The following is a 26,776-nucleotide window of genomic DNA, read 5'->3' as shown; positions in this document are numbered from 1 at the left end:
TCTCCTCAGGTTCTCAGAGTCCAAGCGCCAGACGGCCGGCGGCGATCCGCGTGGCATCGTCCTGCGGGGTATGCACGCGGCCGCACAGCACGTCGCGATAGTGCCGCTCGAGCGGGTTGGCGCGGCTGAGGCCGTGATTGCTCGACAGCGACAGCGCGTCCTCGACGGCCGCCACCGCATTGTTGGTGACGGTCAGCTTGATGACGTTGCCTTCGACCGGGCTGACGACCCTGCCCTCGTCGAAATCGCGCGCCACGCTATCGATCAGCCGCGCATTGACCTGTAGCCGCGCCTCGATCGCGCCGAGCACCTCCTGCGCCCGGGGCAAGGTCGCGAGCGGTGCACCGAGGCTCGACGGCGTCCGCGTCCTCAGGAAGTCGACGATCCAGTTGCGTGCGGCGCGCGCGACGCCGTCATAGATCGCGCCGACGAAAGCGGCGTGAACCAGCGCCTGCGTCGGGTTCTGCACCCGCCAGCCCTCCGGCTTGCGCAGCTCGATCTCATGGTCCAGCGGGATCACGACGTCATCGAACACGACGTCGTGGCTGCCGCTCGCGCGCAGGCCGAGATGATCCCAGGTCTCCAAAATGCTGATGCCGGGCAGTCCGGCCTGGACCAGGAAGAGTCCAAGCCGGGGCTCGGCCTCGTCGGTCTTGGCCCACACCGAGTACCAGCTCAGGATCGGCGCACCCGTCGAGTAGATCTTGCGGCCGCTCAGCCGCCAGCCGGTGTCGGTGCGCCGCGCAATCGTTTCCGGCAGGCCGCCGCGCGACGGCGAGCCCAGCGCGGGTTCGACGCGGAACGTGTTGATCAGCGCGCCGCGCTCGACCGACTCCCGCGCGAGCTTGCGCGCAAGCCGCGGCGGATACTCCTGGTGCCGCGCCATCACCAAGTGCTGGATGTAATGCATCGCCAGCACCAGCGCCGTCGACGGATCGGCTTCGGCAATGATCCCGAGCACGCGCGCGGTGAGACGTGCGCCGGCGCCATGCCCGCCAAGCGCGGTCGGCACGGTCAGCGACAGCAGGCTCGCGTCGAACAGGTCTTGAAAATTCTGAAACGGGAAGCTGCGGTCACGGTCATGCGCCGGCGCACGCGCGGCGAAGACGGGCACGAGCCGCACGGCTCGTACAATCAGCTCTTCGTCGTCCACCGCACCGGCCGGGCGCGGCGCGATGCTTTCGATGACGGCTACCATGTTGCCTCCAAGCCGAGGAGCCCAAGGATCTGCCGGCGCAGATCGGCAAGATGCGGATCACCGCGATGCCGCGGATAGGGTCTGTCCACGACGATGTCGGCCTTGATGCGCGCGGGGCGGTCGCTGAGTACGATGACGCGATTGGCGAGCACCAGCGCCTCTTCGACGTCGTGGGTGACCAGCAGCGTCGTAAAACCCTTGCGCTGCCACAGCGCTACGAGCTCCGCCTGCATCGCGATGCGGGTTAGCGAATCGAGCTTGCCGAGCGGCTCGTCCAGCACCAGCACCTTGGGATCGTTGACCAGCGCCCGCGCCAGCGCGACGCGCTGCGCCATGCCGCCGGAGAGCTGATGCGGATAGGCGTTGCGGAAGTCGGACAGCCCGACCAAGTCGAGCGCCGCATCGACACGATGGCGCTGCTTCTTGAGGATGCCCTGCGCCTCCAGTCCCAGCGCGACGTTGTCCCGCACCGTGCGCCATGGAAACAGCGTCGGATCCTGGAACACGACGACGCGCGAGGGATGCGGTCCCCTGATGCTGATCTCGTCCTCGCGCAGCACGCCGCTGCGCGGCTTGTCGAGGCCGGCGATGAGACGCAACAAGGTCGACTTGCCGCAGCCCGAGGGCCCGAGCAGCGCGACGAACTCGCCGGGCTCGACGATCAGGCTGACATCGTCGAGCACCTTCAGCTCGGCGCCATCGATGTCGAAGGCATGGTCGACATGAGCGATGTCGATCGCGGCACCCGGGAACGCCGCCCGTCGAGCTTCCGCAACGGCTACCATTTCACGACGCCCTTCTGCCAGACCAGCACGCGGTCACGGGTCTTGAACAGCAGCGTGATCGCGCCAGAGCAGAGCAGCGACATCACCAGCAGCGCTGCATACATGTTGGCGTACGCCGCCCAGCCCTGCGCCCATTGCAGGTACCAGCCGAGACCGGCCTTGACGCCGATCATCTCCGCGACGACCAGCACCGCAAAGGAGGCCCCGAGGCCCATGAACAGGCCGACGAACACATGCGGCAGCGCCGCAGGGATTGCGACCTTCAGCACCAGGAACGACGGCTTGGCGCCGAGCGTTCGCGCGACGTCGTAGTACGCGGTTGGCACGCTGGCGACGCCGGACCATGTCAGCACTGTTACGGGGAAGCCGGTGGCGAGTGCGATCAGGAACGTCGACGCGCTCCAGCTGGTCGGGAAGCTGAAGAAGGCGATCGGCAGCCATGCCGTGGCCGGCAGCGGTCCGATGAAGCGCAGCACCGGGTGCACCCAGTAGCCGATCCGCGTCGACCAGCCGATCGAGACACCCGTGACGAAGCCGATGGTGGCACCGATGAGGTAGCCGCCCAGCTGCAGCTTGATCGAGGCGAAGACGCTGTCGAGCAGCTTCGGCAGATCGTCGGTGTAGACCTCGATGATGGCCTGCGGCGGCGGAAAGAACGGCAGCGGCAGCCAGGCGTATTTCGCGGTGGCAAGCTCCCACAGCGTCAGGAACACGCCGAGCGCGATGAACCAGGGACTTCGCTTGCGCACGCCGACACCCGCACGTCCGAGCAGGTGCGCGGCAAGACTGGCCAACAGCAGGATCGCCGCGATGACGAACCCGGCGCCCGCGAGATCGGTCGTGCGCGACCAGTCACCGATGTCCTCGCGGACGAGGCAGGATGCGCCGAAGGCGGCCCAGGCGAGCGCCGCGGCAATGCCGGGCGCCACCTCGCGGAGCTTGTCAGAAAGCAAGCTGCTCCGCGCGAGCTCGCCGGCGGCGACGTCAGACAGAGAAAATGTCGACATAGATGCGCTCGGCGAATTTGCTGGTGTCGGTGCTGGGCTTGAAGACGGAGACGACCTTCAGGTCGTCGGCATAGGCCTTCAGCTCCTGCTTCAGCGGAGCACCATGCGGATGATGATAATGGGTGTGATAGCGCACCATGCCTTCGAGATCGGCGAGCGTCGCCTGCTTCGGCGCGTAAGGCTGGAACGACTTCGCCGCCTCGACCGGGTTCTGCGCCGTGAACATCGCGGCATCGAGCAGCGCTTGCGTGATAGCGCGGCCAACCTGCGGCTCCTCTCGCACGAGGCTGCCACGCAGGCCGAGGATGCAGCAGACGCGGTTCTGATACTCGCCGTCGAGATTGGAGGCGACCTCCTTGTAGGCCGGGTCCTTCAGCCAGAGATAAGCGAGCGGATCGGACGCCAGGAACGCCTGCGTCTCGCCCTTGTCGGCGGCGACGTTGACGACGGCGCCGGGATAGACGCGCCAATCGACATCCTTCACCGGATCGATGCCGAGCCGCGCGAGCTGGATCGAGAAGAAGTTCTTGTCGGGACCACCGAGATCGCCGACGGCGACCGCCTTGCCCTTGAGGTCCGCCAGCTTGGTGATGCCGGAATCGCTGCGCGCCAGCACCCGCATGCAGCCGCCATGGGTGCCGGCGGCGATCTTCACGTCGAACCCCTGCTCCAGCGGCTTCAGCCAACGCAGCGCCATGCCGAGGCCCGCATCGCTCTTGCCGGTCGCGATGGCTTCCAGCAGCTGATCGGTCGAGCCCGAGTAGTTGATCAGCTCGACATCGAGATTGTACTTCTTGAAGAGGCCCTGGTCGATCGCCACCGGAACCGGCGTCAGGCACACCGCGCCGGCATTCCACGACAGTTTCAGCTTGCGCGGCGCGCCGGTGAGAGCTGGCACTTCAGCCGTCGTCCGGCAGATCGGAAACTGCTGAAAGTCGATCTCCGGCGCGGCTCGCAAGGACAGAGCCTGCGCGGCAAGGCCGCCGAACGGCGCCACCAACGCGGCTCCGGCGCCCGCCTGCAGCAGCCGACGCCGGCTCAAAGCGCTTGTCGTCTCCGTATTATCCATCACCCTCTCCTGCCGACAACGCTCCGCCTATGCGCAGGCGCATGGCGCCCGCACTCCATCCGCGGAATGCATCGATGTCTCGTTGACCGTGCGCTGTCGTCAGCGCCCCAATGATGAATGGATGATGCGTTCGCCCGTCCACATCGTCAATGAAATGGATTTTCGAATGTGGCGCGACGGTGAGCGAATATCTCCCCGCGCAACGAACTTCACAAAGCAATCAGTTCTTCCGCGCGCTTCGCAGGCGAGATCACCCCGCGCGTCGGCCGGAATCGGCCGTCGCGAGACCAAGATCGCGCTGTCGCTGCCGCACGCGCGGAATGATCTCGTCCGCGAAGTGCTTCATCTCGGCCTCGAACGGCTGGAACTGCAGCATGAACAGCTCGATGCCGGCGGCGTGGAAGTCGATGATGCGGTCGGCGACCTCCTCATAGCTGCCGACCAGCCCGGCGGCCGTACCGCCATTGCTGCCGACGCGCGCGCTCTTTTGCATGGTCTGCATCATCACCACCTTGGGGTCGGTGTTCTGCTTCTGGATCGCCTTCATCGGCGCGTCCTTCTCGGCGAGAAGCAGCAGCCGCTGATGCGCAGCTTCCGCCTCCGCCACGGTCGGACGTGCGATCACGAAGGCCGATAGGCCGAAGCGAAGCGGCGGCGCCGCACCTCTCGGCCGCGCCGCAACGTCGCGGATCAGGCCGGAGACGTCGGCGAGCGGCTGGCCGTTGATGAACCAGACGTCACCGTGATCGCGACCAGCGACCGCGCCGGCTCGGATTCGCCGCCGACATAGATCCGCGGCCGGACCCGGTAGAGATCCTTCGGCCGCAGCGCGTAGTCCTGCACGTCGAAATAGCGGCCCTTGTGCGTGAGGCGCTCGCCCTGCAGCAGCCGCGACACCACCGAGATCCATTCGCGTCCATAGGCGTAGCGCTCGTCATGCTCGGCGAAGCCGATGCCGGCGCGCTCCAATTCGGGCTTGTTCCAGGCATTCACGAGATTGATGGCGAAACGCCCGCGGCTGATGTTCTCGATGCCGAGCGCCATCTTGGCGAGCACCACGGGATGATACAGATACGGCTTGATCGCGGTGATGATCTCGATCCGGCTGGTGAGCGCTGCGAGCGCCGCTGCTGCGCTCCAGGCCTCGAGCTGATCGAGATCCTCCTGGTGCGGATTGATCGTGTGCTGGGCCACCAGCGTCGAATCATACCCCAGCGCCTCCGCCTTCAGCACGAGATCGCGACTGCGCTCCCAGGAGGCATCATAAGGTTCTTCCGGATCCTGATGCGCCGCGCGCGGGCCATGTACCGAGGCCCAAATGCCGAAACGAAGCGGACTTGTCATGGTCGACCCTCACGATCTGCACGTCTCTCGCATCGTCATCTCGACGAAGCGCGATCCTCTCCACCGGTACTAACAAATTCGGAAAAGAAGTTCTTGCCGCTTTTGGCCCGCGCGGGAAATCGAAAACCTCCAGGCCTGACGACAATTGGAAAACGGCTCTATTTCGATCAGCCAAGTTTCGTGGGACAGTTTGCCGGCGCGCAACGAGGCGGCACGACACGGCTGCCTGCGCGCATCCGATCTACAGATCTGTCGAGTGATCTCGATCGGCAGAGGCATGACATCGCGAGGACGACGCACTCTTGAGCAATCTCGAACAAGCTGCCGGGACGATCGAGCTGCCGCAGACCAATCGTGACGCCGCGCGCCCCAGCGCGGACAGGCGTCGCGCGCTGAGCCCGGCGACGCTGCAGGCCCTGTCTTGGCTCGCGCCCGCCCTCCTCATCGTGATCTGGGAAGCGGCGGCGCAGGGCGGCTATCTGTCGCCGCAAGTCTTGCCGGCGCCAAGCAAGATCATGCGCACGGCCTTCAAGCTGACGACGCAGGGCACCCTGCTGAACGATCTCGGCGTTAGCCTGCTGCGCGCTGCTGCCGGCTTTGCGATCGGCGGTGCCATCGGCTTTGTGCTCGGCATTCTCGTCGGCTTCTCGCGGATCGCCGAAGCGCTGATCGACCGCAGCGTCCAGATGATCCGCGCGATCCCTTTCCTCGCCATGCTGCCGCTCGTGATCGTCTGGCTCGGCGTCGGCGAGGCCGAGAAGGTGTTTCTGGTCGCACTCGGCGTGACCTTCCCGATCTACATCAACACCACGCTCGGCATCCGCCAGGTGGATCCGAAACTGCTCGAGCTCGGCCGGGTCCAGGCGCTGTCGACGCTGCAGCTGATCCGCCGCATCATCCTGCCCGGCGCCCTGCCCTCGATCCTCACCGGCGTCCGCTATGCGCTAGCGACCGCTTGGCTCGCGCTCGTCGTCGCCGAGACCATCGGCGCGCAGTCGGGCCTCGGCTTCCTCGCCATGGATGCCCGCGAGTTCCTGCGCACGGACGTCATCGTGCTGACGATCGTGATCTACGCCCTGATCGGAGTCGGGGCTGACCTGATCGCACGCTGGCTGGAGCGGCGACTGCTCGCATGGCATCCGAACTACGGAGCGGCGCGATGACGGTCCAGTTCGCGCCGCCGCTGCAGGGCGCCACCGCGCCTGCGGTGATCGTCAATGGTCTGCGCCGCGCCTATGGCGAGCGTACCGTCATCGAAGGCCTCGATCTTCGCATCGAACGCGGTGAGTTCGTGGCGCTGCTCGGCGAGAGCGGCTGCGGCAAGACGACCTTGCTGCGCGCGCTGGCCGGGCTCGATCCGATCCAGGCTGGCCGCATCATCGGGCCGCGCCGGCCCGCCGTCGTGTTCCAGGAACATCGCCTGTTGCCCTGGGACAGCCTGTGGCGCAACGTCGCGCTCGGTCTCGATGTGCCCGACGCGCGCGCCCGCGCCGCCGCGGCGCTGGCAGAGGTCGGCTTGGGCGACCGCCTCGACGACTGGCCGCGCAATCTCTCGGGCGGCCAGGCGCAGCGCGTCGCGCTCGCTCGTGCGCTGGTGCAGCAGCCGGAGCTGCTGCTGCTCGACGAACCGTTCGCCGCGCTCGACGCGCTGACCCGCATCCGCATGCACGCGCTGGTACGCGAGCTCGTCGCCAACCATCGTCCCGGCGTGCTGCTCGTCACGCACGACGTCGACGAAGCGATCGCGCTCGCCGATCGCATCCTGGTGATGCGCGACGGCCGGATCGCCTTCGAGCACCGCGCGGATCGCAGCGGCACGGTCGCCCGCGGCGACCTGCTGGCTGAACTCGGTGTGCTCGGTTCACACGCTCACGATTGATTTTCGGAAGGATCGACATGTCTTCGGATGACTTCTCCCGCCGCCAGTTCCTCGGCACCGCCGCCTTCGGCATCGGCGCGCTCGCCGGCTTCACCCTGACGGATGACGCATGGTCCGCGCCCGGCCGCGTCACGGACACGGTGCGTCTCACCTGGGGTCTCTCGGGCCTCAACCTGATCGCCAAGGAGCGCGGCGAGTTCGAGAAGCTGCTCGCCAAGGACGGCATCAAGGTCGAATGGCTCGGCCCGTTCCCGAACCACGCCCCGACCTTGCAGGCCGTCACCGGCGGCACCGCGGATTTCAGCTTCGGCGGCTCGACCACGCCGGCGCTGGCCGCGATCATTGCCGGCTCGCCACTGGTGTTTACGCAATTCGTCGTCTACGAGCCCCGCACGACAGCGATCATCGCCCGCGATGATTCCGGCATCAACAAGGTCGAGGATCTCGTCGGCAAGTCGGTCGCCGTCAACCGCTCCGGCCTCGGCGAATTCCTACTGGTCGCCGCGCTGGAGAAGCACAAGGTCGACCGCTCCAAGGTCAAGTTCGTCTACCTCAATCCGCCGGACGCGGCGCCGGCGCTGGCTTCGGGCAAGGTCGACGCCTGGTCGATGTGGAGCCCGGGCGTCGATATCGCCCGGCTCGACTACAAGGCGCACGACATCTTCCTGGAAGGCCGCGATCTCGAGTTCCAGATCGACTACACGTCCTATCTGACCACCCGCAAGTTCGCGACCGAGAATCCGGCCCTGGTACGCGCCGTCAACGAGGCGTTTCGCGCCGAGGGCAAATGGATCTCGGAGAACAGCAAGGACGCCGAATACATCGCGCAGAAGGCCGGCAAATACAGCGATCAGATCCGCGACCAGTTCATCGCGCTGAACCGCAAATACCGCTATTTCTCCGTCAACGACAAGCAGTTCGTCACTGACCTGCAGAAGGCCGCCGATTGGCTGGTCGAGCGCAAGGTGCTGCCGGAGCCCGTCAAGGTCGCCGCCCACCTCGCCCAGATCGACGAGCCGGCGCCGCAACGCTGAGCAGCTCGCTTCCTCTTGTCTCGCTATCGTCCGGGTCCGTCATGAACAAGCCGCTGCCCACCAAATCCTTCACCACCGAGCCGCCCCTTCCGCTCGCTCCTGGCGCGCTCGAGACCCTGCTGGCCGCAATCGCCGAAGGCGAGTCGGACCGCGAGCGCGAGCGCATCCTGCCGCACCAGCAGATTGCGCTGATCAAGCAGGCGCGGCTAGGGGCGCTGCGGCTGCCTGTCGCCGCAGGCGGCGCCGGCAGCTCGATCCGCGATCTGTTCCAGATCGTGATCCGGCTCGCCGAGGCCGATGCCAACGTGGCGCACATCCTGCGCAATCATTTCAGCGTCGTTGAGCGGCTGGTCCGCAATCCCCGCGACGACCAGGCGCGCGAATGGCAGAAGTCGGTGGCCGGCGGCGCGATCATCGGGCTTGCCACCACCGAGCTCGACAGCCCTCAGGTCGGCAACATCACGCCGAACACGACCTTCACGTCCGACGGCGACGACTATCTGCTGAACGGCACCAAATACTACAGCACCGGCACCCTGTATTCCGACCTCGTGCTGGTGCGTGCGGCCGATCCGAGCGGCCATCCCGGCGCCACGATCATCCCGGTCGACCGCGACGGCATCGAGCTGATCGACGACTGGGACGGCATGGGGCAACGGCTGACGGCGACCGGCACCACCCATTTCCGCAACGTCAGGGTCAAGCGGCAGGAGATCGTGTTCGACGCTCCGGACATCGGCTACGGCGTGCCCTATTCGAACACGTTCGCGCAGCTGTTCCTGACCGCCGCCGTCGCCGGCATCAGCCGCGCCGCCCTGCGCGACGCAATCGCGCTGGTCCGCTCGCGCAAGCGCACGTTCTATTATGCGCCGCATGAAAAGCCGACCGAGGACCCGCTGCTGCAGGAGACCATCGGCAAGATCGCCAGCTCCGCACATGCCGCGGAGACGGTCGTCCTTGTCGCGGCCGAAGCGCTCGACGCGGCCACGGAGGCGTTCGATGCCGGGCGCGCCGCCGCCGAGGAGCTGGCCCACCGGGCCGCAATGCTCTCGGCACAGGCCAAGATCATCGCGGATGATGCGGCCATCAAAAATGGCGGATACATTTTCGACGTCGGCGGCGCCTCGTCGACCAAGAAGGCCACCAATTTCGATCGGCACTGGCGCAACGCCCGCACCCTGTCGTCGCACAACCCGGTCACCTACAAGGAGCGGGCGATCGGGCAGTATCTGATCAACGGCACACCGCTTCCGGCCAAGGGCTTCTTCTGACCGACGGCGCTGCCGCGACGTGGGACACGACCAATACGGCTCGTGCCCGAGGGAGGCGACGGATGAGCAAGCGTGACCTTCATCTCGTATCTGAGACCGCGTTCGATCCCCTGCACTTCCACTCGGCCCTGCGCCGTGTCGCGGCCGGCGTCAGCGTCGTGACCGCGGGCCGCGGCGAGGAGATCACCGGAGTGACGATCGCCTCGCTGATCTCGCTGTCATCAGAGCCGCCGCGGCTCATGATCAGTCTCGGCAGCCGGTCGTCAGCGTTCCCGCTGATCGCTCGCGACGGCTGGTTCGGCATCAACATCCTCAGCTCGGACCAGCTCGCGCTCGCTGATCGCTTCAGCACGCCGCATCTGTCGGGACAGCAGAAGTTCGAGGGCATCGACTGGTCGCGCGGCCCGGCCGGCGTCCCGCTGCTGCAGCACGCCCAGGCCGCGATCGCGTGCGAGGTCGACGAGATTATCGAGCGCTACGCGCATGCGATCATCGTCGGTCGCCCCGACAGCGTCGAGCTTGCGCCCAGATTGTCGAGCCTGCTGTATTGGAACGACCAGTATGTCGAGGTCGACCGCAATGCGGATCTCGACCTGCTCGCCGAGGTCAGCGTGCCCTTGACCCATGTCCGGTGATGACGCGCATGCGCACGGAGGAAACGGCATGAGCTCTCGCCGCACCACGGGATCGGGCCCGGACAACGCCACCTCTGCAGGCGAACGCTGGGGTCTCGACCGGCTCGTTGCGGAGCTGCGCGTGTCGCGGGAGGAGACGCACAGCATCCGCAAGGACGGCGCCATCCACCGGCCGCCATCGCGCGAAAAGCTGGCGCAGGTCGTCTCCGCCCTCACCGAAGCCCTGTTCCCGCGCCACTATGGCCAGTACGATCTCGACGGCGAGAACATCGACTATTTCGTCGGCCACCGGCTCAGCATCGGGCTCGATCTGCTGTCGGACCAGATCCACCGCTCCGCTTTGTTCGTCGGCGATGAGCTGATCCCGGGCTTCCGCCAGCCCGAGGCTGTGGAGCTGACCCGCCGCTTCGCGGCTGGGCTGCCAACCCTGCGCGGTGTCCTGATCAGCGATCTGCGCGCCGCCTTCGTCGGTGACCCCGCCGCCAAGAGTTTCCCGGAGATCCTGATCGGCTATCCCGGGATGACGGCGATCATCCATCACCGGCTCGCCCATCTGCTCTATGGCCTCGACGCTCGCCTCGTGTCGCGGCTGATCGCCGAGATCGCCCATAACAGCACCGGCATCGACATTCATCCGGGCGCCCAGATCGGCTCCGGCTTCTTCATCGATCATGGCACCGGGGTCGTGATCGGGGAGACCGCCGTGATCGGCGACCACGTCCGGATCTATCAGGCCGTCACGCTCGGCGCGCGCCATTTTCCGACCGAGGAGGACGGCACGCTCATCAAGGGTGACGCCCGCCATCCGATCGTCGAGGACGACGTCGTCATCTATGCCGGCGCTACGATCCTGGGCCGCATCACGATCGGACGGGGCTCGACGATCGGCGGCAACGTCTGGCTGACCCACGACGTGCCTGCGAACAGCGTCGTGACCCAGGCCTCCCTGCGCAACAAGGTCGGTGGACCTGCGCCGCAGAAGTCCTGATCGACTCATGTGCGATGACGGCGACAGTCGCCGCGACCGAGCACACGGGTCGATCGACGATCCGCTGCGCAGGAAGGCAGCCGCTCGAAATGTCGCTCCCCCGTTCCTGATGAGGACGACGTATTCATGCTCGTGCCCCGGTCAACAATGCAAATCCATTTCATCGACAGCATCGGGACAGGGCCACTAGATTTTGATCTCCCGCAGCCGGCGCCAGTCGCTCCGATGGCTGCAGCGTTTCAACGGAAGCTGCGATGTTCGACCCTCTCGCCGTGATCAGTCTTCAGCAGAATACGCCCGGGCTTGCCGATACCGGTGAGCCGCCCGGCGGCATCCACCATTCCGGCAAGCGCTGCCTGGAGGGCCACAAAGCAGGTTTCGACCTCCGCGCCGGCATCAACTGGCTGGCCGATCAAATCGCCCGGCGCCTGCGATCGGTTCACGACTTGAGCTACGCATCCGCCCGCGATCCGCACTAGCCGATATCGGTCGGTTGCCGATACACGCACATCAGCAAGCCACAACACGAGCGCCCCATGAGCCAGCGTCGCCAACTGAACCTCAACCTCTTCATCTATCCCGGTGGTCATCACGAGGCGGCCTGGCGCTACAAGGGCTCGGCGACCAGCCGCGCGCTCGACATCACCTACTATCAGCAGCTGGCAAGGACGGCGGAGCACTACAAGTTCGATGCGATCTTCTTCGCTGACGGTCCGGCGCTGGCCGACAACGTCCGCTACGCGCAACGCTTCCGCTTCGAGCCGATCACCTGGCTGTCGGCGATCGCCGCCGCGACCAGCCACATCGGCCTGATCGGCACGGCTTCGACCACCTACCACGAGCCCTACAATCTGGCGCGCCTGTACGCCTCGCTCGATCATCTCAGCGGCGGCCGCGCCGGCTGGAACATCGTCACGACAAGCGCGCCACAGGCGGCGCAGAACTTCGGCCTGCCGGAGCATCCGCCGCATCATGAGCGCTACGAGCGCGCCAAGGAATTCCTCGATGTCGTGACCGCGCTGTGGGACAGCTGGGAGGACGACGCGGTCGTCAACGATCCCGCCTCCGGCATCTTCGCCGACACCGACAAGGTCCATGCGCTGAACCATGTCGGCAAGTATTTTCGCGTGCGCGGTCCGCTGAACGTGCCGCGTTCGCCGCAGGGACGGCCGGTCTACGTCCAGGCCGGCTCGTCGGAGGACGGCCGCGCCTTCGCGGCGCGCTTTGCGGAAGCCATCTTCACCGCGCACCAGACGCTGGCGAGCGCGCAGGAGTTCTATACCGATATCCAGCGCCAGGCGCGCGCGCTCGATCGCAATCCGGATCACGTCAAGATCCTGCCCGGCATCAGCCCGTTCGTCGGCTCGACGCAGGCCGAAGCCGACCGCCTGCATGAGGAATTCAACGACCTGATCCAGCCGGAGTATTCGTTGGTGCAGCTGCGCCAGATGCTGGGCCTCGACCTCCAGGGCTTCGATCTCGACGGCCCGTTCCCGCGACACCTGATCGAGACCGACGGCGCACGCGGCGTCGCCAGCCGCTTCAAGCTCGTGGTCGACATCGTCGATCGCGAGAAGCCGACGATCCGGCAGCTGATCCAGCGCCTCGCCGGCGCACGCGGCCATTGGGTGATCGCCGGCACGCCGGAAAAGATCGCCGACAACATCCAGACCTGGTTCGAGAACGGCGCCGCCGACGGCTTCAACGTGATGCCGCCCTGGCTGCCCGGCGGCTTCGACCTGTTCGCCGAGCACGTCGTGCCGATCCTGCGCAAGCGCGGCCTGTTCCGCGAGGACTACACCGGCAAGACCCTGCGCGAGCACTACGGGCTCGACCGTCCAGACAGCGCCTTCAGTCACCAGGTCCAGGCGATTGCCTGAGATCCGTTCTCGGGCGGCGCGAACGCCTTGCAAGGCATCCGCGCCGCTCTTCGTTTGTTGAAGCTTTGGAAGTCCCATGCCTGCATTGACACGATCGCAAGTCCTCCGCCTGCTCGCCGCCTCGACGCTCTCCCTGTTCACCGTCACCAGCGCGTCGGCGCAGTCGGCCGAGAAGAAGGAGCTCAAGGTCGGCTTCGTGCCCGGGCCCTATATCGACGAATTCAAGATCGGCGTGGCGCCCGAGCTTGCAAAGAAGGGCTATCAGATCCGCTATGTCGAGTTCTCGACCGGCCTCGAGGCCAACAATGCCGTGTTCAAGAGCGAGATCGACGCCAATGTCATGCAGCACACGGTGTTCCTGAACTCCTACAATGAGCGGCAGAAGACCGATCTCACCGGCATCGTGCACGTGCCGACGCCGCCGATGGGGATCTATTCCAAGAAGCACCCGCTCGGCACCAAGATCGCGGTGCCGAACGATCCGGTCAACCTGCAGCGCGCGCTGTGGATCTTGCGCGATCTCAGCCTGATCGAGATCCGCGACTCCAAGCCGGTCGACGTCACCGAGCTCGACGTCATCAAGAATCCCAGCGGCATCAAGATCGTCCCGCTGGAGGCCGCGCAGGCGCCGCGCGCGCTCGACGACGTCGACTTCGCCGCCGTCCAGGGCAACTTCGCGATCTTCAGCGGCCTGAAGCTGACCAACGCCTTCGCGCTGGAAAAGATGACGACGCCCTACATCAACGTGGTCGCGGTCAAGCGCGACAACGCCGACGCCGCCTGGGCGAAGGACATCGTGGCGGGCTACAAGTCGCCGGGCTTCAAGGCCGCGATCCTCGCCGATCGCTTCTATGACGGCTTCACGCTGCCCGAATACATGAAGTGACCAACGGCGGCGGCCCGCGCTCGTCACGGGCCGCCGCTGATCTCGGTCGACGCCAGCTCTACTTCAATCCGAAGCCCAGCGCGCGCAGCGCCTCGGTCAGCTTGTCGCGGCCGTTGAGCGCCTTCGCCGAGCCCAGCCGGTTCAGCACGGCTTCTCGCCAGCCGACTGCAGCGATGCCCTGGCTGGTCTGGAAGTCGCGCAGCGTCTCGTCATAGGCGGCGATGCCGTGGATCTCGTCCGTCGGCGCATAGCGCTCGCGATGCAGGATCACGCTCTGGCGCAGCCGCGGCTTGACGTCCTCGCCGGCGGCCCGATCGGCATAGCCGACGCAGAGGCCGAACACGGCGAGCACGTTCGGCGGCAGGCCGAGTTCCTCGGCCACTGCCTGCGGGCGGTTGCGGATCGCGCCGATATAGACCGAGCCTAGCCCGAGCGCCTCCAGCGCCACCACGGCGTTCTGGGCTGCAAGCGCGGCATCGATGACCGCAACGAACAGCGTTTCCAGGAAATGGATGCCGTCGTCGGAGCGCCCTTCGCGCCGTGCCAGCCGTTCGGCCCGCGACAGGTCGGCAAGCCAGACCAGGAACAACGGCGCCTCGCGGATGTGCTTCTGGTTGCCGGCGAACTCCGACAGCCGCTGCTTGCGCGCGGGATCCTCGACCGCGACGACGCTCCAGGTCTGCAGGTTAGAGGACGACGCGGCCGACTGCGCGGCGGCCACCAGCGTCTCCACCGTGTGCGGGGGCACCGGATCAGGCCGATAGCTGCGGATCGAGCGATGCGCCAGCAACTGGCCGAGGATGTCCTCGGCGCCGGCGGCGACCGCAGGGATATGCGCGCCATAACGCTTGCGCAGCGCCGCCGTGACGTCGTCTTCCGCCGCGCGCGATGTCCTCGTTTCAACAATCGTCATTCCAGTCCCTCACGTCATGCCGTGCGCTTTTCGCGCCGGCAGCCATCTCGTCCAGCTCGCACTTCGATCCGCAGCAAAGCCGACCTCGCGGACGACGGCAATCCCCATATCGCCCGCGTCGGTCGGTCGGCGCTCACGGCTACTCGGCGGCCTCTGCAGCAGCAGGATGAGCCACTGTCTCAATCACGGGTATACGCAATCCCGCCTGCTCCATCAGCGGCAGCACGCGGCGGCCGAAGAAGTCGAGGTCGGGCTTGAAATCGTAGAACGACAGTTGCAGCCCATCGACGCCGGCCTTCTTGAGCTGGACGAACTGCTCGACCACCTGCTCGGGGGTGCCGATCACCTCGATGTTGCCGCCGATCGCCCGGCGCTTGGGCGCATCGACGCCGACACGGCCGCGCCAGGCATGAGCGTCGCTGTCGAGCCGGTGGAAGTCGCCGACCGGATCGGCATGGGCGACGATGGCATCGTGATAGGTCCAGGTCTCGCGCTCGGTCTCGCGGCAGATCACCATCGGATTGAGCAGCGTCCGCACCTCGCGGCCGAGATCGCGCGCCGCCTGCTTGACCCTCGCCGTATGCGCCGGCAGCGCAGGAATGGCGCTCTCGAAGCTCGAGCCTGTCGGGCTGGTGATGAAGACGATGTCGGAATAGCGCGCGGCGAAGGCGATGCCGGCGTCCGAGCCGGTGGCGTTGACCAGCACCGGCCGGCCGTAGCGCGGCTTCGGCGTCACGAAGGCGCCGTTGAGCTTCCAGGACGACTGGCCGGAGAATGAGTAGTTCTCAGTGTCGCCCCACAGCCGCTGCAGCACTTCAAGAAACTCGGCGGCAAGCTCGTAGCGGCGGTCGTGATCGATCCGGCTCCAGCCGAACGCCTCGTGTTCGGCGGCGCGATGGCCGGTCACGACATTGATGCCCCAGCGCCCGTTGGAGATGTGATCGAGCGTGGCGCCATATTTGGCGAGATGCAGCGGATGCAAGGGACCGTAGAGCACGTGGATGGTCGAGACCAGGATGATGCGCCGGGTCAGACTGGTCAGCGCCGCCGTGGTCATGAACGAGTCGAGCGCCTCGCCGGTGAACACGCCGCCATAGCCGCCCTTGGGCAGCCATTGCGACAGCGCGAACACCAGATCGAAGCCGAGATTCTCCGCAGCCAGCACCAGGTCGCGGTTGTAGTCGAAATGCCAGGACGTCGTCCGCGGCAAGGTCGACGCGCTCCAGCCGCCGGCCTGGATCGGCAGGAACAGGCCGAGCAGCAGCGGCTGCTGCAGCGCCTGCGACAACGGGCTGTCCGGCCGGTCGGCCGGTCCCGGAAAGCCGTCGAGGCCGACAAGGGCTCCTGGCCGGTGGGTGATGATGGTCATGCCGTCCTCCTGTCGTCTGCGGCGGCTGCACGCACGGTTTCGCCGGCGCGGCGAAACACCGTTTCCATCAGCCATTGCTCGTTAGGAAACTGCCGGGCCCATTCGTCCCAGCCGGAATGCTTGCGATATTGACCGAGGCGTCCCGAGGCCACCGCCTCGCCCGGCGTGATCGTGACGCGGCGGTCGCAATCGGGCGCGACGTAGATCGCATCCGCGCGGCAATACAGCTCGCACATGAAGCAGGTCTGGCAATCCTCGACCCGCGCCAGCAGCGGCGGCCCCGACGACGCGCGGTCGAGCACGTTGGTCGGGCACGCCTCGACGCAGGCGCCACAGTCCGTGCAGCGATCGGCAACGATGAGCTCGATCATGACGCGGCTTCCAGGGCGATTGGAGCTGCCGGCACACGGCGCGTGTCGGCTGCGATGTCGACGCGATCGAGGCCGCGGCTCACCAGGCGCACTGCGAGGTCCGGATCGACGCCGGGATGATCGAGCCTGCGATGCATCCCCCTGCTTTCGGTCCGCTGTCGCGCGGTCGCGACCGACCAGCGCGCCGTTGCGACCAGCGCCGCCGTCTCGCGCGACCGCAGCGGATCGCCGCCCGCATGGTCGGCGATCTCGCGCCAGAGCCCGTCGAGCGACCGGAGCGACGCAGCCAGCGTCGATTCCTTGCGGAACAGGTTCTTGTCGAATGGATGCATCTCGGCGCGGACGCCGGCCCTGATCGCGTCGAGATCGCCCGCTCTGCTCCGCACCCTCGGCCGCAGGCCGGCCTGTCCGAGCGGAATCAAGGACGAGGCTTTCGACCCGATGCTGCGCGCCAGTCGCGCGGCGGCCTGCCCGGCACGGACGCCCGACGACAGCGCCCAGGCCGAATTGATGCTGCCGCCGCCGGAGATCGCACCGGCAACCTTCTCGCGCGAGGCGTTGTCGCCGGCGACGAACAGCCCCGGCACGGCAGTACGCCCGTCGAGATCGTCGACCCTGACGCCGCCGAGACCACGGATGGTACCGTCATTGTGCAGCGTGACCTCGAAGCGATCGCGCCAGGGATCGACGCCCCAGCGATCGAACACCAGCGGCACGTTCGGCGAGATCGTATGCAGGCGGGCCTTGATGTCGTCGGGCAGAAGATGGAGCGAGCAAAACACCGGTCCAGCAAGCATAGCCTTGGCCAACCCGACCGTCTGCTGCGGCCCGAACGGCAGATCGAGTTCGCGCCCGTCGGCGTCGTAATAAGTCGCGAACGCATAGGCCATGCTGCGCGTCATCGTCGAATGCGCCGGCGCGATCGTGTAGGCCGCGGTGAATTCCATCCCTGAGAGATCGGCGCCGGCTTCCGCCGCCAGCAGATAGCCATCGCCGGTATTGGTGCGCGATCCCAAGAGATGCGACAGGAAGCTGGTGCCGCCGGCAGCGAGCACAGTCGCACCTGCGGCGATCTGGTAAGGCCGCGCCCCATCCTGACGGCGAAGGCCTCGTGCACCGCCGATCGTGCCGTCACTGCGCGCCAGCAGTTCCAGCACTGGCGAATGGTCAAGGATCGTGACGCCATGATCACGCGCAAAGGCACGCAGCGCCCGCATGTATTCGGGACCGCGAACCGCGCGATAGTTGGTCTGCCCGTCATCGTCGATGCCGAACGCGTAGTGGCTCGCGAGCGTTGGCAATGTCCGCCAAGTCTCCGCGATGATCCCATGCATCCATGCGGCTTCGCCGAGACCGAGACCCGCGATGACACGCTGGCTGACGGCCTGCTCGCGCGCCTGCGGCGGCACCCACCAGTGACCGGGGCCGGCCGCGGCCGTGACGCCGCTGGTGCCGCAATAGCCCTTGTCGACGAGGATCACCCGCGCACCGGCGCGCGCGGCCGAGACCGCAGCCCAGGCACCGGCCATGCCGCCGCCGATGACGAGCACGTCGGCGGTGAGCGATAGTGGATCCGGCCCTGAAGCAGTCACGGCGACACCGGATGTGTCATCCGCAAAGCGCGCGCTCCCGTTCGTTCTGCCGGCGTGGCCTGCGCAACCATGTTCCGAACTCCGCTGCCGTGCGTAAACGACGCACGCGCGCGATCATGGTCAACCAGTGCGGCGCTGCTGGCAATTTCAGAGTTGCGCGATTTTCAAACGCTCTGTTCTCGCCGCGATCCATGACCGGAGAAGATTTCGGTCGAGTGTTCCAGGCCTCCATCGCCGCCCGGCGCGCCAGCCGGCTGCAAATAATAATTCTATCGCAGCGTCGCTCATGACGACACACTTGCGACAACAATCTGTATGTTCTTGGAACACCATCGGTCGGAACGCGCCAACAAGTAGAATATTCGTCTTTCCGAATCCGGCCGATGTTTTACGTGCTAGACTACAAACGTAGCACATCGTCCGCGCGCGAGAGAAAAGGCATCTTTGCATGAGCCGTTTTCCAGAACGACACGTGATCATCGTCGGCGGCGGTGCATCCGGCGTCCTTCTGGCCTATCAGCTGCTGCAACGCCCGAAGTCCGATATCCGGATCACCTTGATCGAGAAGCGTTCGGAGGTCGGTCGCGGGCTGGCCTATCACACCGGCAATGCTGATCACCTGCTCAACGTGCGCGCTGCCAACATGAGTGCGCTGCCCGATGATTCCGAGCATTTCTGGCGCTGGCTGTCGACGCACGAGCATGGCCTGCGGCTTTGTCCCGATCCGTTCTGCTTCGTGCCTCGCCGCCTTTATGGCGACTACATCGCCAGCCTGATCGCGCCGTTCCTGGAGACCGAGGACGGCGCCCGGCGTCTCAGCATTATCCGTGGCGAATGCATCGCGGTGAGCGAGGGCGCTCACACCGTGACCGTGAGTTTGGCGGATGGGACGCGGCAGATCGGCGACGTCGCGGTGTTCGCGACCGGGCATGACGCGGCCATCCCGCGCTCGGCCTGGCATGCCGATCCCTGGATCTCGCCGTCCATTCCCGGCTTCAGCCGCGATTCGGCGGTGCTCATTCTCGGCGCCGGCCTGACCATGGCGGACTACGTGCTGTCGCTGCTGCGTGAGGGCCATCGCGGCCCGATCCTCGCGATCTCGCGCCGCGGCCTGATGGCGAAGGGACATCGGCGTATCACTCCCTGCAAGATCAGCGAGGATGAGGTTCCGTTCGGCGCGCGCGGCAGCGTTCTGCTGCGCTGGTTCCGGCAGCGGATCGCCGCCCACATCGCCGAGGGTGGCGACTGGCGCGGCGTCATCGACGCCGTCAGGCCGTTCAGCCATCGGCTGTGGCAGGACTTGCCGCTGGCGTCCAAGCACAGCTTCCTGGAGCATGCGCGGGCGTGGTGGGATGTGCATCGGCACCGTATGGCGCCGGAGGTCGAACAGCGCATCGCACAGGCGATCGCGGACGGCCAACTTCGCGTCGCCGCTGCCAAGCTCGTCAAGATCGACGGTGGGACGCACGGCGCTCGGGCGCATTATCGCCGGCGTGGCCGCAGCGAGATCGAGACGCTCGAGGTCGGTGCCGTGATCGACTGCACGGGGATCGTCAGGGACCCCCGCGCCACCGCCAACCCCGCCGTGCGCAGCCTGTTCGATCAAGGACTGGCACGCTGCGATCCGCTGCGGATCGGCATCGAGGTCACGGCGGACTGCGCCATCGTCGGTGCCGATGGCACGCCGTCACAGCGCCTGTTCGCAATCGGCCCGCTGACCCGCGCCGCCTTCTGGGAGATCATCGCGATCCCGGACATCCGGAGCCAGTGCGCCGATCTGGCGGACCGGCTGTTGCAGGCCCGCCCGATCGTCGTGCCGCCGATCGAAGCGCCGGCGCTGGCGGCGGTTGCCGATCACCAGGTCGCGATGTAGGTGCCATTGAAGCGCGTCTCCAGGAACGCCTTGACCGGCTCGGACTGGTAGGCCTCGATCAGCTGCTTGACCCAGGGCTTGTCCTTGTCCTCCTCGCGCACCGCGAGGATGTTGACCCAGGGCCCCTCGGCATTTTCACGCGCGATGGCATCCTTGGCGGGATTGAGCCCGGCCTGAACTGCGTAGTTGTTGTTGATCGAGACGAGGTCGACGTCGGCCAGCGCGCGCGGCAGCTGCGCCGCGTCGAGCTCGACGAATTTCAGCTTCTTCGGATTGTCGGTGATGTCGACCACTCTCGAGGCGACATTGCTCGGATCCTTCAGCTTGATGGCGCCGTGCAGCGCAAGGATCATCAGCCCGCGCGCGCCGTTCGACGGATCATTGGCGATCGCGACCTTGGCGCCTTCCGGAAGCTCGGCCAGCGCCTTGTATTTCTGCGAATACACGCCCTGCGGCGAGGCGATGGTGGTCGCGACCTTGACGATCTTCCATCCGGTCTTGGAGATCTGGTTCTTCAGATAGGGCTCGTGCTGGAACGAGTTCGCCTCGAGATCCTTCAACGCCAGCGCCTGGTTTGGAATCACGTAGTCGGTGAACTCGACGACCTTGATGTCGAGCCCGCGCTCGGCGGCCACCTTCTTGACGACGTCGATGATTTCGGCATGCGGCCCGGCGGTCACGCCGACGCGGATAGCTTCCGCTTGTGCGGGAAGGATCAACGACACAAGGGCGGCACTGGCAACAAGGGGAAGGCGCATTCAAGTCTCCAACGAAACAACCAAGTTTCGTTGCTCACTAGCGCCGCAACAGCCGGGCCGCAATCGCAGGTGCGAACAAAGCAATGGACGCGCTCTCGCAGCTGATCATTGCGTGCAAATGTTCTTTCTTCTCAGCCATTCTGATCGATTCATTCTCTCAACCTGTAGCCCGGATGAGCGAAGCGACCTCCGGGCTCACACGAGGCGTGGAGAAGAACCCGCATGTCGCTGGCGCTCATGCGGGCTACTGATCCTTCAGTTGAACAGATCCGGCTCCTGCGCCGTGATCCAGTCCCACAGCGGCTGGAAGCTGAAATAGCCACCCTTGTGGGTGCCGACCTGCCCCGCCGTCAGCTTGGCGATCTCGTGCGGGATCGGCTTGGTGGGACCGGCGGCCTCGGCCAACAATTGCGTGCGCGCGGCATTGTCCATCGCGATGTACCACCACGCTACAGCCTCGATGGTCGGGCCGACCGTCAGCAACCCGTGATTTTGCAGGATCGCGGCCTTCTTCGTCCCCAACGCCTGGGCGATCTTTCTGCCCTCATCGGCATCGAGCACGACGCCGGTGAACGGGTCGAACAGCACGTGATCCCCGTAGAAGGCGCAGGAATCCTGCGTCAGGGGATCGAGCAGTCGGCCGAGCGCGGACCACGCCTTGCCATAGGTCGAATGCGTATGCGCGGCGGCGATCACATGCGGATGCGCCGCATGGATCGCGGAGTGAATGACGAAGCCGGCCTGGTTGATCGGCCTGTCGCCGATCAGGATGTTGCCATCGTGATCGACGAGTTGCAGGTCGGACACCTTGATCTGGCTGAAATGCGCCGACAGCGGATTGATCCAGAACCGGTCGGGGAATTCCGGATCGCGCACGGTGACGTGGCCCGCCAGGCCCTGATCGAAACCGTAGCGGGCAAACAGGCGGAAGGTCGCCGCGAGGCGCTGCTTGCGATGCAGCCGCTCCTCCGCGAACGTGGCGGTGGGCTGGCGCTCGACGAGCGCAAACTTCCTGGGTTTCTCGACGAGCGTATTCATGGCCGTTCACCTCTTGCCTCGAGCGCGCGCGTCCATCGCGCGGTCAACTCGTTAGGCTGATGGTAGAACGAACGGCGCGAGACGATCTTTTCAAAGATCAGGGCTCACCGGAAATGCCGGCGAGCCCTCGTATCTCACGTCGACCGAAAACGTCTCCGCCGCGCCGTCGCGACACAATCTCTGCTCAACGCTGCCGCAGCCGCCGATTGAGCCTGCGCGCGAGATGATCACCGACGGTCTGCACCGTCTGCACCAGCGCGATCAGGACGACGACCACGGCCAGCATCATCTCCGGCATGAAGCGCTGATAGCCGTAGCGAATGCCGAGGTCGCCGAGACCGCCGCCGCCGACCGCGCCGACCATCGCGGAATAGCCGAGCAGGCTGACCACGGCGAGCGTCAACGCCAGCACGAGGCCCGGCAAGGCTTCCGGGATCAGCACCTTGAACACGATCTGCAGCGGAGTCGCGCCGAACGAGGACGCGGTCTCGATCAGGCCGCCATCGACCTCGCGGATCGCCGCCTCGACCAGCCGCGCGATGAACGGCGTCGCCGCCACCGTCAGCGGCACGATCGCAGCCCCCGAGCCGATCGACGTGCCGGCGACGAGGCGCGTGAACGGGATGATGGCGACGACCAGGATGATGAAGGGCGTCGAGCGCGTGGCGTTGACGACGATGCCAAGGATCGCGTTGGCCGCGGGCGCTGCGAACAACTCCCCCGCGCGGCTCGTCGCCAGGAAGACGCCGAGCGGCAACCCGAGCGAGGTCGCGACCAACGCCGCGGTCGAGACCATGAACAGGCTCTCGCCGGTGGCCTGGATGATCAGGTTGATGAGCTCAGGAGACATAGCCGAGACGCTCCGCTGCGAAGTGATGCAGTGAGAGATAGGACAGCGTCTGCCGCGCCGCCGCCTCGCCGCCGGGAATGCCCAGGATCAGCGAGCCGACATGCTGGCCGCCGATCTCGTCGATCCGCGCCGATAGCAGCGCGACGTCGATCGACAGCTCGCGTGCCAGCCGCGCCACCAGCGTGTCGCCGGCATCCGAGCCGCGCACCTGGACGCGGAGCACCGTCTGTCCGATCGGCACAGGCTCCTGCACGAGCCGGCTCGCCAGCGACACCGGCACGGCATCGCCGAGCACCTCGGCCAGGAAGGTCTGCGTGGTCGGATGCTTCGGATGGGTGAAGATGTCGGCGACATGGCCGCGCTCGACGACACGCCCATCATCGATCACGACGACTTCCTTGGCGAGCTGGCGGACCACGGACATCTCGTGGGTGATCAGGATGATGGTGACGCCGAGCTCGCGATTGATGTTGGCGAGCAGGTCGAGAATCGCCCGCGTCGTCTGCGGATCGAGCGCCGACGTCGCCTCATCGGACAGCAGCACGTTCGGCCGCGTCGCCAGCGCGCGCGCAATGCCGATGCGCTGCTTCTGACCGCCGGACAACTCCGCCGGGTAGCGATCATGCTTGTCGGCGATGTCGACCAGCTCCAGCAGCTCGGCGACCCGCGTCCTGATGTCGGCCTTCGACCAGCCGGCGATCTCGAGCGGGAGTGCGATGTTGTCGGAGGCCGTGCGCGACGACAGCAGGTTGAAGTGCTGGAAGATCATGCCGATCGAACGCTGCGCCAGCCGGAGCGCCTGGCCGCGCAGAGCCGAGATGTCGCGTCCATCGACGACCACCCGTCCCGCCGTCGGCTTCTCCAGCCCATTGATCAGCCTGACGAGGCTCGACTTGCCGGCGCCGGACCGTCCGATCACGCCGGTGATGGAGCCCCGCGCGATCGCGAAGTCAATATCCTTGAGCGCCTCGACATCCGGCTTGTCGCGATAGGCGGGATAGATCTTCGACAGTCCCTCGAAGCGAACCATCGGCTCGGCGACGAGAGACGAAGGGATGAGACCGGCCGGCACGACCGGCTCGGCGATCCCCAGGGTTGGGTGGGCATTCATGGACTGACCTTGGACTGACCTTGGCTTCAGATGCTGCAGCGCACTCGAATTGCGCTCACCATCGCCTGCGATCAGTCCAGAGGCAATTTCAGAAAATGCCCCCAAGTTGGACGAAGCTTCTCACGGCGTCACCGTCCGTGAAACGTCATCCTCCTGCTCACGTTCAATCGAAGTGGAACACCAGCATCCGCAATTCGATGCTCTCGCGCGGTGGCGCATCGGTCGGCGTCGTCGGGTCGACGAACGCGGTATGCGGTCCGAACCGCGTGCGCCCGTCGGTCGCCGAATCGTAGCACTTCAGCAGCAGCGCCTCGTCGGGTGTCATGTCCGGGAAATAGAACCAGCGATGAGCGGGATTGTACGTGACGGAGTAGATCTCGCCGTTGCGGTTGGGATAGATCAGGTCGGACGCGACCAGATCATCCGGCGCGACCGTGGTCCCGTCGCACATCGCCAGCGGCGTGTCGCGCAACGGCCCGATGATTGGCCGCCACAGGTTGATCACCTGAACCCGCCCGCGCAGCAGGTCCTCCGCCTCGGCGCCGAGATGCTCACGCACCCGGTTGGCACCCGACGTCGCGGTCTGGTCCACATGCACGCGCGTCGCCGGCTGGCGCGGCCCGCCGTCACGGACGTCGGGAGCACCGGCCACACGCTTGCGCAGGGTGTGGTCGAAGATCACGACGCGATCGGCGCGCAAGGTCGCACGAATGAAGGCCTCCGCCGCCGGATAATAGATGCTACGGACTTCCTTCTCGTTGGTGAAGTCACGCACGAATGTGGGGTGTCGCACCAGCGCAAAGCCCTCACGGTCGAGCGAGAATGATTGCGCGATCGGGCGGCCGTTGAACACCGGCACCTGACGGGGCTCCGGCAGCGCGGTCGATTTCGGCTCGCCCGGCGGCGGGTCGAACGCATAGGTGCGCGGCTTGCCCGCGGTGGGCGCCAGATAGTTCAGCTCGGCGAGAACGAAGGGCAACGCTTTGATCTTTCTCTCGACCAGGCTCATGGATGTCTCCGGGCAGTTTCATGCGATTGCATGTAGCTTGATCGGCGCCGGCGGTCAGAACAAGCCGGCGCCCGAAATAGCAACGCTCCTGCTTTCGCTGCGGCCCGGCGTAGCAAGGAATTGCTCGTCGAACACAGTGCTAGACCGAAGTTTTCTTCTGTGTGTCGCGTCCTGCGCCAGGACATGGCTGGCATGACATCACCGCAGCCAGACTCGGCGCCATCGGGTCCCTTGCATTCGGGTCACGCCGCCCGCGCAGAACAATTCTTGCTCGATCAGCCTGAAAATCGCGCGACCCATTTTATTGACGGCATGCGGCGTCCTTCTACACTCAGCATCAGAGCACCAACGCGCCCCGCGCCGAACAGACACGATCCGACGCCACCGCATGTCAGCCGCACCTCCGCAGGTCTTCGCCATCGATCTTGGCCGGCGCCCGGCCTTCGTGTTCGCCACGAATGATCACGACATGGCGCAGAGCCTGGTGCGGTCACCGCGATTGCTCCACGCGATCGACGCTTTCTGCCGGCTGAGGCGTCCTGCCCAGGCCGAACGGCTTGCGCTCCGCGGAGCAACCGACGACGAGGCCGTCGTCTATCGCGACCGCGCCGACGAGCTTGCCGACGCGGCGATCTCCCGCCTTCTCTTGGTTCATATCAGTCCGGACTGACACCGCAGGGAGCGCAGGCCCGTTCGGGCCCGCGCCTGTGCAGCGCGACCGACCTACTCCGCGGCCTCGCTGAGCCCAAGCCGCGCCCGCGGCACCTCGCCGGTCACCACCGACACACGCTCGCCCCAGCGCTCTTCGGGATAGTAGTCCCACACCGCATGATGCTGGCTCGCCCAATTGTCCCAAACCAGCAGCGAGTTCGGCCGCCACTGCACCCGCGTCTGCAATGCAAGCTGGCCTTCGATGTGACGGAACAGGAGCTGCAGCAGCGCATCGCTCTCGCGCCGGGTTAGCTGCACGATGTGCGAGGTAAAGGACGCATTGACGTACAGGAACTTGCGGCCGGTACGCGGATGAGTCACGACCACCGGATGCTCGGATTGCGGATAGGTCTTGCCGGGATCGGGCTTGGCGCCATAACCCGCGGTCCAGGCCAATGATCCATCATGGATGGCCGTGAGGCCATCCAGCAGCTGCTTGATCGGATCCGACAGGAATTCATAGGCGAGATACATGTTGGCGAAGGCCGTGTCGCCGCCGAGCGGCGGCGTCTTGGTCACACGAAGCAGCGAGACCGCAATCGGGCTGGGATCGCAGGACACGTCCGGATGCCAGCCGTCGCCGGCGGTGAAGCGCGAATTCGCATCGGTCTTCCACGACAGGAATTCCGGATCGAACAGCCCGTCGTGCCGGAAGCGGGTCGCGGCCAGCTCGTGCCGGTGCAGCGACTTGCCGAAGCGGCGCGCAAAGCGCTTGTGGTCGTCTTTCGAGATCTCCTGATCGCGGAACACGATCGCAAGATTCTCATCGAGCGCGCGGTGGATTTCCGCGAACTGCTCGTCCGGCAGATCCTTGGTGAGATCGACGCCGCCGATCTCGGCGCCGACCGTCGGACTGAGCTGCCGCACCTTAATCGTGCGATACGGCTCGCGCCGGGCGCTGTTCCATGCCTGGATGGCCAGCTTGTCGTTGAAGTCCCTGTAGAAGCTCATGACTTATCCTTCTCGAAAGTTGCGATGTGGGAGATCAGATGACCGCGCGGCGCAGGCGTCCTCCGCCGGTCGCGACGAGCGCACGGGCCGCGCGTTCGGCCTCGCGCGCGGAGGCAAAGTGCTGTCCCTCCAGGCTGTCGAATGCGCGTTCGGATGAGAAAAAGCTGAAGCCGCGCTCGTCGGCCGTGACGATGCCGGCGGTGCGGTTGAGAACCTCGATGACATAGGCTTTGGACATGACCGGTCGTTCGCCG

General features: G+C 66.1%; 26 protein-coding genes and 1 pseudogene. 11 read left to right on the top strand and 16 right to left on the bottom strand.

What is annotated here, in order from left to right:
* Nucleotides 1–13 precede the first annotated feature (13 nt).
* The 5 genes and pseudogenes from QX124_RS29820 to QX124_RS29800 all read right to left on the bottom strand — a co-directional run bounded on the left by QX124_RS29820 (nt 14) and on the right by QX124_RS29800 (nt 5,403).
* On the bottom strand, nt 14–1,198 hold the full coding sequence (locus QX124_RS29820) for an acyl-CoA dehydrogenase family protein (RefSeq protein WP_315799087.1): 1,185 nt from the start codon (nt 1,196–1,198) through the stop codon (nt 14–16).
* Nucleotides 1,192–1,983 carry an ABC transporter ATP-binding protein gene (locus tag QX124_RS29815; RefSeq protein ID WP_315757868.1) on the bottom strand — a complete coding sequence of 264 codons (792 nt, stop codon included), beginning with the start codon at nt 1,981–1,983 and terminating at the stop codon, nt 1,192–1,194. Before QX124_RS29815 ends, QX124_RS29820 begins: the two co-directional genes overlap by 7 nt.
* Nucleotides 1,977–2,990: an ABC transporter permease gene (locus QX124_RS29810; RefSeq protein ID WP_315799086.1), complete on the bottom strand. Its 1,014-nt coding sequence runs from the start codon at nt 2,988–2,990 to the stop codon at nt 1,977–1,979. The genes QX124_RS29815 and QX124_RS29810 overlap by 7 nt, the downstream gene beginning before the upstream one ends.
* Nucleotides 2,968–4,059: an ABC transporter substrate-binding protein gene (locus QX124_RS29805; protein WP_315799085.1), complete on the bottom strand. Its 1,092-nt coding sequence runs from the start codon at nt 4,057–4,059 to the stop codon at nt 2,968–2,970. The genes QX124_RS29810 and QX124_RS29805 overlap by 23 nt, the downstream gene beginning before the upstream one ends.
* A gap of 250 nt (nt 4,060–4,309) precedes the next feature.
* A pseudogene (locus QX124_RS29800) lies at nt 4,310–5,403 on the bottom strand (LLM class flavin-dependent oxidoreductase).
* Between the two features lie 302 nt (nt 5,404–5,705).
* Between QX124_RS29800 and QX124_RS29795 the strand changes: the two are divergent.
* From QX124_RS29795 to QX124_RS29755, 9 genes are all read left to right on the top strand, one after another.
* Nucleotides 5,706–6,566, top strand: a complete 861-nt coding sequence (locus QX124_RS29795; RefSeq protein ID WP_315739259.1) for an ABC transporter permease subunit — start codon at nt 5,706–5,708, stop codon at nt 6,564–6,566.
* Nucleotides 6,563–7,282 (top strand): ABC transporter ATP-binding protein, encoded by a 720-nt coding sequence (locus QX124_RS29790; RefSeq protein ID WP_315739258.1) that lies wholly within the window; start codon nt 6,563–6,565, stop codon nt 7,280–7,282. The genes QX124_RS29795 and QX124_RS29790 overlap by 4 nt, the downstream gene beginning before the upstream one ends.
* Nucleotides 7,283–7,299: 17 nt before the next feature.
* The gene (locus QX124_RS29785; RefSeq protein WP_315799084.1) at nt 7,300–8,316 is read left to right on the top strand and encodes an NrtA/SsuA/CpmA family ABC transporter substrate-binding protein; all 1,017 of its coding nucleotides are present in this window, start codon (nt 7,300–7,302) and stop codon (nt 8,314–8,316) included.
* A gap of 41 nt (nt 8,317–8,357) precedes the next feature.
* Nucleotides 8,358–9,587, top strand: coding sequence for an acyl-CoA dehydrogenase family protein (locus QX124_RS29780; RefSeq protein WP_315799083.1), 1,230 nt, complete (start codon nt 8,358–8,360; stop codon nt 9,585–9,587).
* A gap of 62 nt (nt 9,588–9,649) precedes the next feature.
* Nucleotides 9,650–10,222 (top strand): flavin reductase family protein, encoded by a 573-nt coding sequence (locus QX124_RS29775; RefSeq protein ID WP_315799082.1) that lies wholly within the window; start codon nt 9,650–9,652, stop codon nt 10,220–10,222.
* Between the two features lie 28 nt (nt 10,223–10,250).
* Nucleotides 10,251–11,210, top strand: coding sequence for a serine O-acetyltransferase EpsC (gene epsC, locus QX124_RS29770; protein ID WP_315799081.1), 960 nt, complete (start codon nt 10,251–10,253; stop codon nt 11,208–11,210).
* Nucleotides 11,211–11,464: 254 nt separating this feature from the next.
* Complete coding sequence (locus QX124_RS29765) at nt 11,465–11,689, top strand: hypothetical protein (protein WP_315799080.1); 225 nt, start codon at nt 11,465–11,467, stop codon at nt 11,687–11,689.
* 57 nt (nt 11,690–11,746) lie between these two features.
* The gene (locus QX124_RS29760) at nt 11,747–13,090 is read left to right on the top strand and encodes an LLM class flavin-dependent oxidoreductase (protein WP_315799079.1); all 1,344 of its coding nucleotides are present in this window, start codon (nt 11,747–11,749) and stop codon (nt 13,088–13,090) included.
* Between the two features lie 76 nt (nt 13,091–13,166).
* Nucleotides 13,167–13,976, top strand: a complete 810-nt coding sequence (locus QX124_RS29755) for a MetQ/NlpA family ABC transporter substrate-binding protein (RefSeq protein WP_315799078.1) — start codon at nt 13,167–13,169, stop codon at nt 13,974–13,976.
* Between the two features lie 58 nt (nt 13,977–14,034).
* Here the strand turns inward: QX124_RS29755 and QX124_RS29750 are convergent, their stop codons facing one another.
* The 4 genes from QX124_RS29750 to QX124_RS29735 form a co-directional block, all read right to left on the bottom strand.
* Nucleotides 14,035–14,889: an NADPH-dependent oxidoreductase gene (locus QX124_RS29750; protein ID WP_315799077.1), complete on the bottom strand. Its 855-nt coding sequence runs from the start codon at nt 14,887–14,889 to the stop codon at nt 14,035–14,037.
* Between the two features lie 139 nt (nt 14,890–15,028).
* Entirely contained in the window at nt 15,029–16,258 is a 1,230-nt protein-coding gene (locus QX124_RS29745; RefSeq protein WP_315799076.1) for an LLM class flavin-dependent oxidoreductase, read from the bottom strand.
* A complete protein-coding gene (locus tag QX124_RS29740; RefSeq protein WP_315739247.1) occupies nt 16,255–16,629 on the bottom strand; it encodes a ferredoxin family protein in 375 nt (124 codons plus the stop codon). The genes QX124_RS29745 and QX124_RS29740 overlap by 4 nt, the downstream gene beginning before the upstream one ends.
* A complete protein-coding gene (locus QX124_RS29735; protein WP_315799075.1) occupies nt 16,626–18,221 on the bottom strand; it encodes an FAD-binding protein in 1,596 nt (531 codons plus the stop codon). Before QX124_RS29735 ends, QX124_RS29740 begins: the two co-directional genes overlap by 4 nt.
* A 448-nt stretch (nt 18,222–18,669) precedes the next feature.
* Between QX124_RS29735 and QX124_RS29730 the strand changes: the two genes are divergently transcribed.
* Nucleotides 18,670–20,094, top strand: coding sequence for an FAD/NAD(P)-binding protein (locus QX124_RS29730; protein ID WP_315799074.1), 1,425 nt, complete (start codon nt 18,670–18,672; stop codon nt 20,092–20,094).
* Here QX124_RS29730 and QX124_RS29725 read toward each other — a convergent pair.
* The 5 genes from QX124_RS29725 to QX124_RS29705 form a co-directional block, all read right to left on the bottom strand.
* Nucleotides 20,076–20,852: a MetQ/NlpA family ABC transporter substrate-binding protein gene (locus tag QX124_RS29725; RefSeq protein WP_315799073.1), complete on the bottom strand. Its 777-nt coding sequence runs from the start codon at nt 20,850–20,852 to the stop codon at nt 20,076–20,078. The two genes, QX124_RS29730 and QX124_RS29725, sit on opposite strands and share 19 nt — an antisense overlap.
* A 255-nt stretch (nt 20,853–21,107) precedes the next feature.
* Complete coding sequence (locus QX124_RS29720) at nt 21,108–21,890, bottom strand: class II aldolase/adducin family protein (RefSeq protein ID WP_315786565.1); 783 nt, start codon at nt 21,888–21,890, stop codon at nt 21,108–21,110.
* 184 nt (nt 21,891–22,074) lie between these two features.
* On the bottom strand, nt 22,075–22,740 hold the full coding sequence (locus QX124_RS29715; protein ID WP_315799072.1) for a methionine ABC transporter permease: 666 nt from the start codon (nt 22,738–22,740) through the stop codon (nt 22,075–22,077).
* Nucleotides 22,730–23,851 carry a methionine ABC transporter ATP-binding protein gene (locus QX124_RS29710; RefSeq protein ID WP_315799071.1) on the bottom strand — a complete coding sequence of 374 codons (1,122 nt, stop codon included), beginning with the start codon at nt 23,849–23,851 and terminating at the stop codon, nt 22,730–22,732. The genes QX124_RS29715 and QX124_RS29710 overlap by 11 nt, the downstream gene beginning before the upstream one ends.
* Nucleotides 23,852–24,014: 163 nt before the next feature.
* Nucleotides 24,015–24,860: a CmcJ/NvfI family oxidoreductase gene (locus QX124_RS29705; RefSeq protein ID WP_315799070.1), complete on the bottom strand. Its 846-nt coding sequence runs from the start codon at nt 24,858–24,860 to the stop codon at nt 24,015–24,017.
* Between the two features lie 388 nt (nt 24,861–25,248).
* Between QX124_RS29705 and QX124_RS29700 the strand changes: the two genes are divergently transcribed.
* A complete protein-coding gene (locus QX124_RS29700; RefSeq protein ID WP_315799069.1) occupies nt 25,249–25,530 on the top strand; it encodes a hypothetical protein in 282 nt (93 codons plus the stop codon).
* Nucleotides 25,531–25,583: 53 nt separating this feature from the next.
* On the opposite strand, the gene QX124_RS29695 is transcribed toward QX124_RS29700, so the two are convergent.
* On the bottom strand, nt 25,584–26,522 hold the full coding sequence (locus tag QX124_RS29695) for a TauD/TfdA family dioxygenase (RefSeq protein ID WP_315786579.1): 939 nt from the start codon (nt 26,520–26,522) through the stop codon (nt 25,584–25,586).
* Between the two features lie 34 nt (nt 26,523–26,556).
* Nucleotides 26,557–26,760 (bottom strand): hypothetical protein, encoded by a 204-nt coding sequence (locus tag QX124_RS29690; protein WP_315739236.1) that lies wholly within the window; start codon nt 26,758–26,760, stop codon nt 26,557–26,559.
* Between the last annotated feature and the right edge of the window lie 16 nt (nt 26,761–26,776).

Source organism: Bradyrhizobium sp. SZCCHNRI3043, assembly GCF_032377735.1.
Taxonomy (GTDB): Bacteria; Pseudomonadota; Alphaproteobacteria; order Rhizobiales; family Xanthobacteraceae; genus Bradyrhizobium.
Note: the sequence above shows the minus strand (reverse complement) of the source record. Positions and strands in the feature narration are given on the sequence as shown.

Excerpts from the sequence above, each read along its gene's own strand:
- QX124_RS29730 (WP_315799074.1), top strand. The coding sequence starts at position 18,670 with ATGAGCCGTTTTCCAGAACGACACGTGATCATCGTCGGCGGCGGTGCA.
- QX124_RS29780 (WP_315799083.1), top strand. The coding sequence starts at position 8,358 with ATGAACAAGCCGCTGCCCACCAAATCCTTCACCACCGAGCCGCCCCTT.
- QX124_RS29790 (WP_315739258.1), top strand. The coding sequence starts at position 6,563 with ATGACGGTCCAGTTCGCGCCGCCGCTGCAGGGCGCCACCGCGCCTGCG.
- QX124_RS29725 (WP_315799073.1), bottom strand. The coding sequence starts at position 20,852 with ATGCGCCTTCCCCTTGTTGCCAGTGCCGCCCTTGTGTCGTTGATCCTT.
- QX124_RS29775 (WP_315799082.1), top strand. The coding sequence starts at position 9,650 with ATGAGCAAGCGTGACCTTCATCTCGTATCTGAGACCGCGTTCGATCCC.
- QX124_RS29750 (WP_315799077.1), bottom strand. The coding sequence starts at position 14,889 with ATGACGATTGTTGAAACGAGGACATCGCGCGCGGCGGAAGACGACGTC.
- QX124_RS29715 (WP_315799072.1), bottom strand. The coding sequence starts at position 22,740 with ATGTCTCCTGAGCTCATCAACCTGATCATCCAGGCCACCGGCGAGAGC.
- QX124_RS29810 (WP_315799086.1), bottom strand. The coding sequence starts at position 2,990 with ATGTCGACATTTTCTCTGTCTGACGTCGCCGCCGGCGAGCTCGCGCGG.
- QX124_RS29785 (WP_315799084.1), top strand. The coding sequence starts at position 7,300 with ATGTCTTCGGATGACTTCTCCCGCCGCCAGTTCCTCGGCACCGCCGCC.
- QX124_RS29710 (WP_315799071.1), bottom strand. The coding sequence starts at position 23,851 with ATGAATGCCCACCCAACCCTGGGGATCGCCGAGCCGGTCGTGCCGGCC.
- QX124_RS29815 (WP_315757868.1), bottom strand. The coding sequence starts at position 1,983 with ATGGTAGCCGTTGCGGAAGCTCGACGGGCGGCGTTCCCGGGTGCCGCG.
- QX124_RS29760 (WP_315799079.1), top strand. The coding sequence starts at position 11,747 with ATGAGCCAGCGTCGCCAACTGAACCTCAACCTCTTCATCTATCCCGGT.
- epsC (WP_315799081.1), top strand. The coding sequence starts at position 10,251 with ATGAGCTCTCGCCGCACCACGGGATCGGGCCCGGACAACGCCACCTCT.
- QX124_RS29690 (WP_315739236.1), bottom strand. The coding sequence starts at position 26,760 with ATGTCCAAAGCCTATGTCATCGAGGTTCTCAACCGCACCGCCGGCATC.
- QX124_RS29740 (WP_315739247.1), bottom strand. The coding sequence starts at position 16,629 with ATGATCGAGCTCATCGTTGCCGATCGCTGCACGGACTGTGGCGCCTGC.
- QX124_RS29755 (WP_315799078.1), top strand. The coding sequence starts at position 13,167 with ATGCCTGCATTGACACGATCGCAAGTCCTCCGCCTGCTCGCCGCCTCG.
- QX124_RS29695 (WP_315786579.1), bottom strand. The coding sequence starts at position 26,522 with ATGAGCTTCTACAGGGACTTCAACGACAAGCTGGCCATCCAGGCATGG.
- QX124_RS29820 (WP_315799087.1), bottom strand. The coding sequence starts at position 1,198 with ATGGTAGCCGTCATCGAAAGCATCGCGCCGCGCCCGGCCGGTGCGGTG.
- QX124_RS29720 (WP_315786565.1), bottom strand. The coding sequence starts at position 21,890 with ATGAATACGCTCGTCGAGAAACCCAGGAAGTTTGCGCTCGTCGAGCGC.
- QX124_RS29700 (WP_315799069.1), top strand. The coding sequence starts at position 25,249 with ATGTCAGCCGCACCTCCGCAGGTCTTCGCCATCGATCTTGGCCGGCGC.
- QX124_RS29705 (WP_315799070.1), bottom strand. The coding sequence starts at position 24,860 with ATGAGCCTGGTCGAGAGAAAGATCAAAGCGTTGCCCTTCGTTCTCGCC.
- QX124_RS29745 (WP_315799076.1), bottom strand. The coding sequence starts at position 16,258 with ATGACCATCATCACCCACCGGCCAGGAGCCCTTGTCGGCCTCGACGGC.
- QX124_RS29765 (WP_315799080.1), top strand. The coding sequence starts at position 11,465 with ATGTTCGACCCTCTCGCCGTGATCAGTCTTCAGCAGAATACGCCCGGG.
- QX124_RS29805 (WP_315799085.1), bottom strand. The coding sequence starts at position 4,059 with ATGGATAATACGGAGACGACAAGCGCTTTGAGCCGGCGTCGGCTGCTG.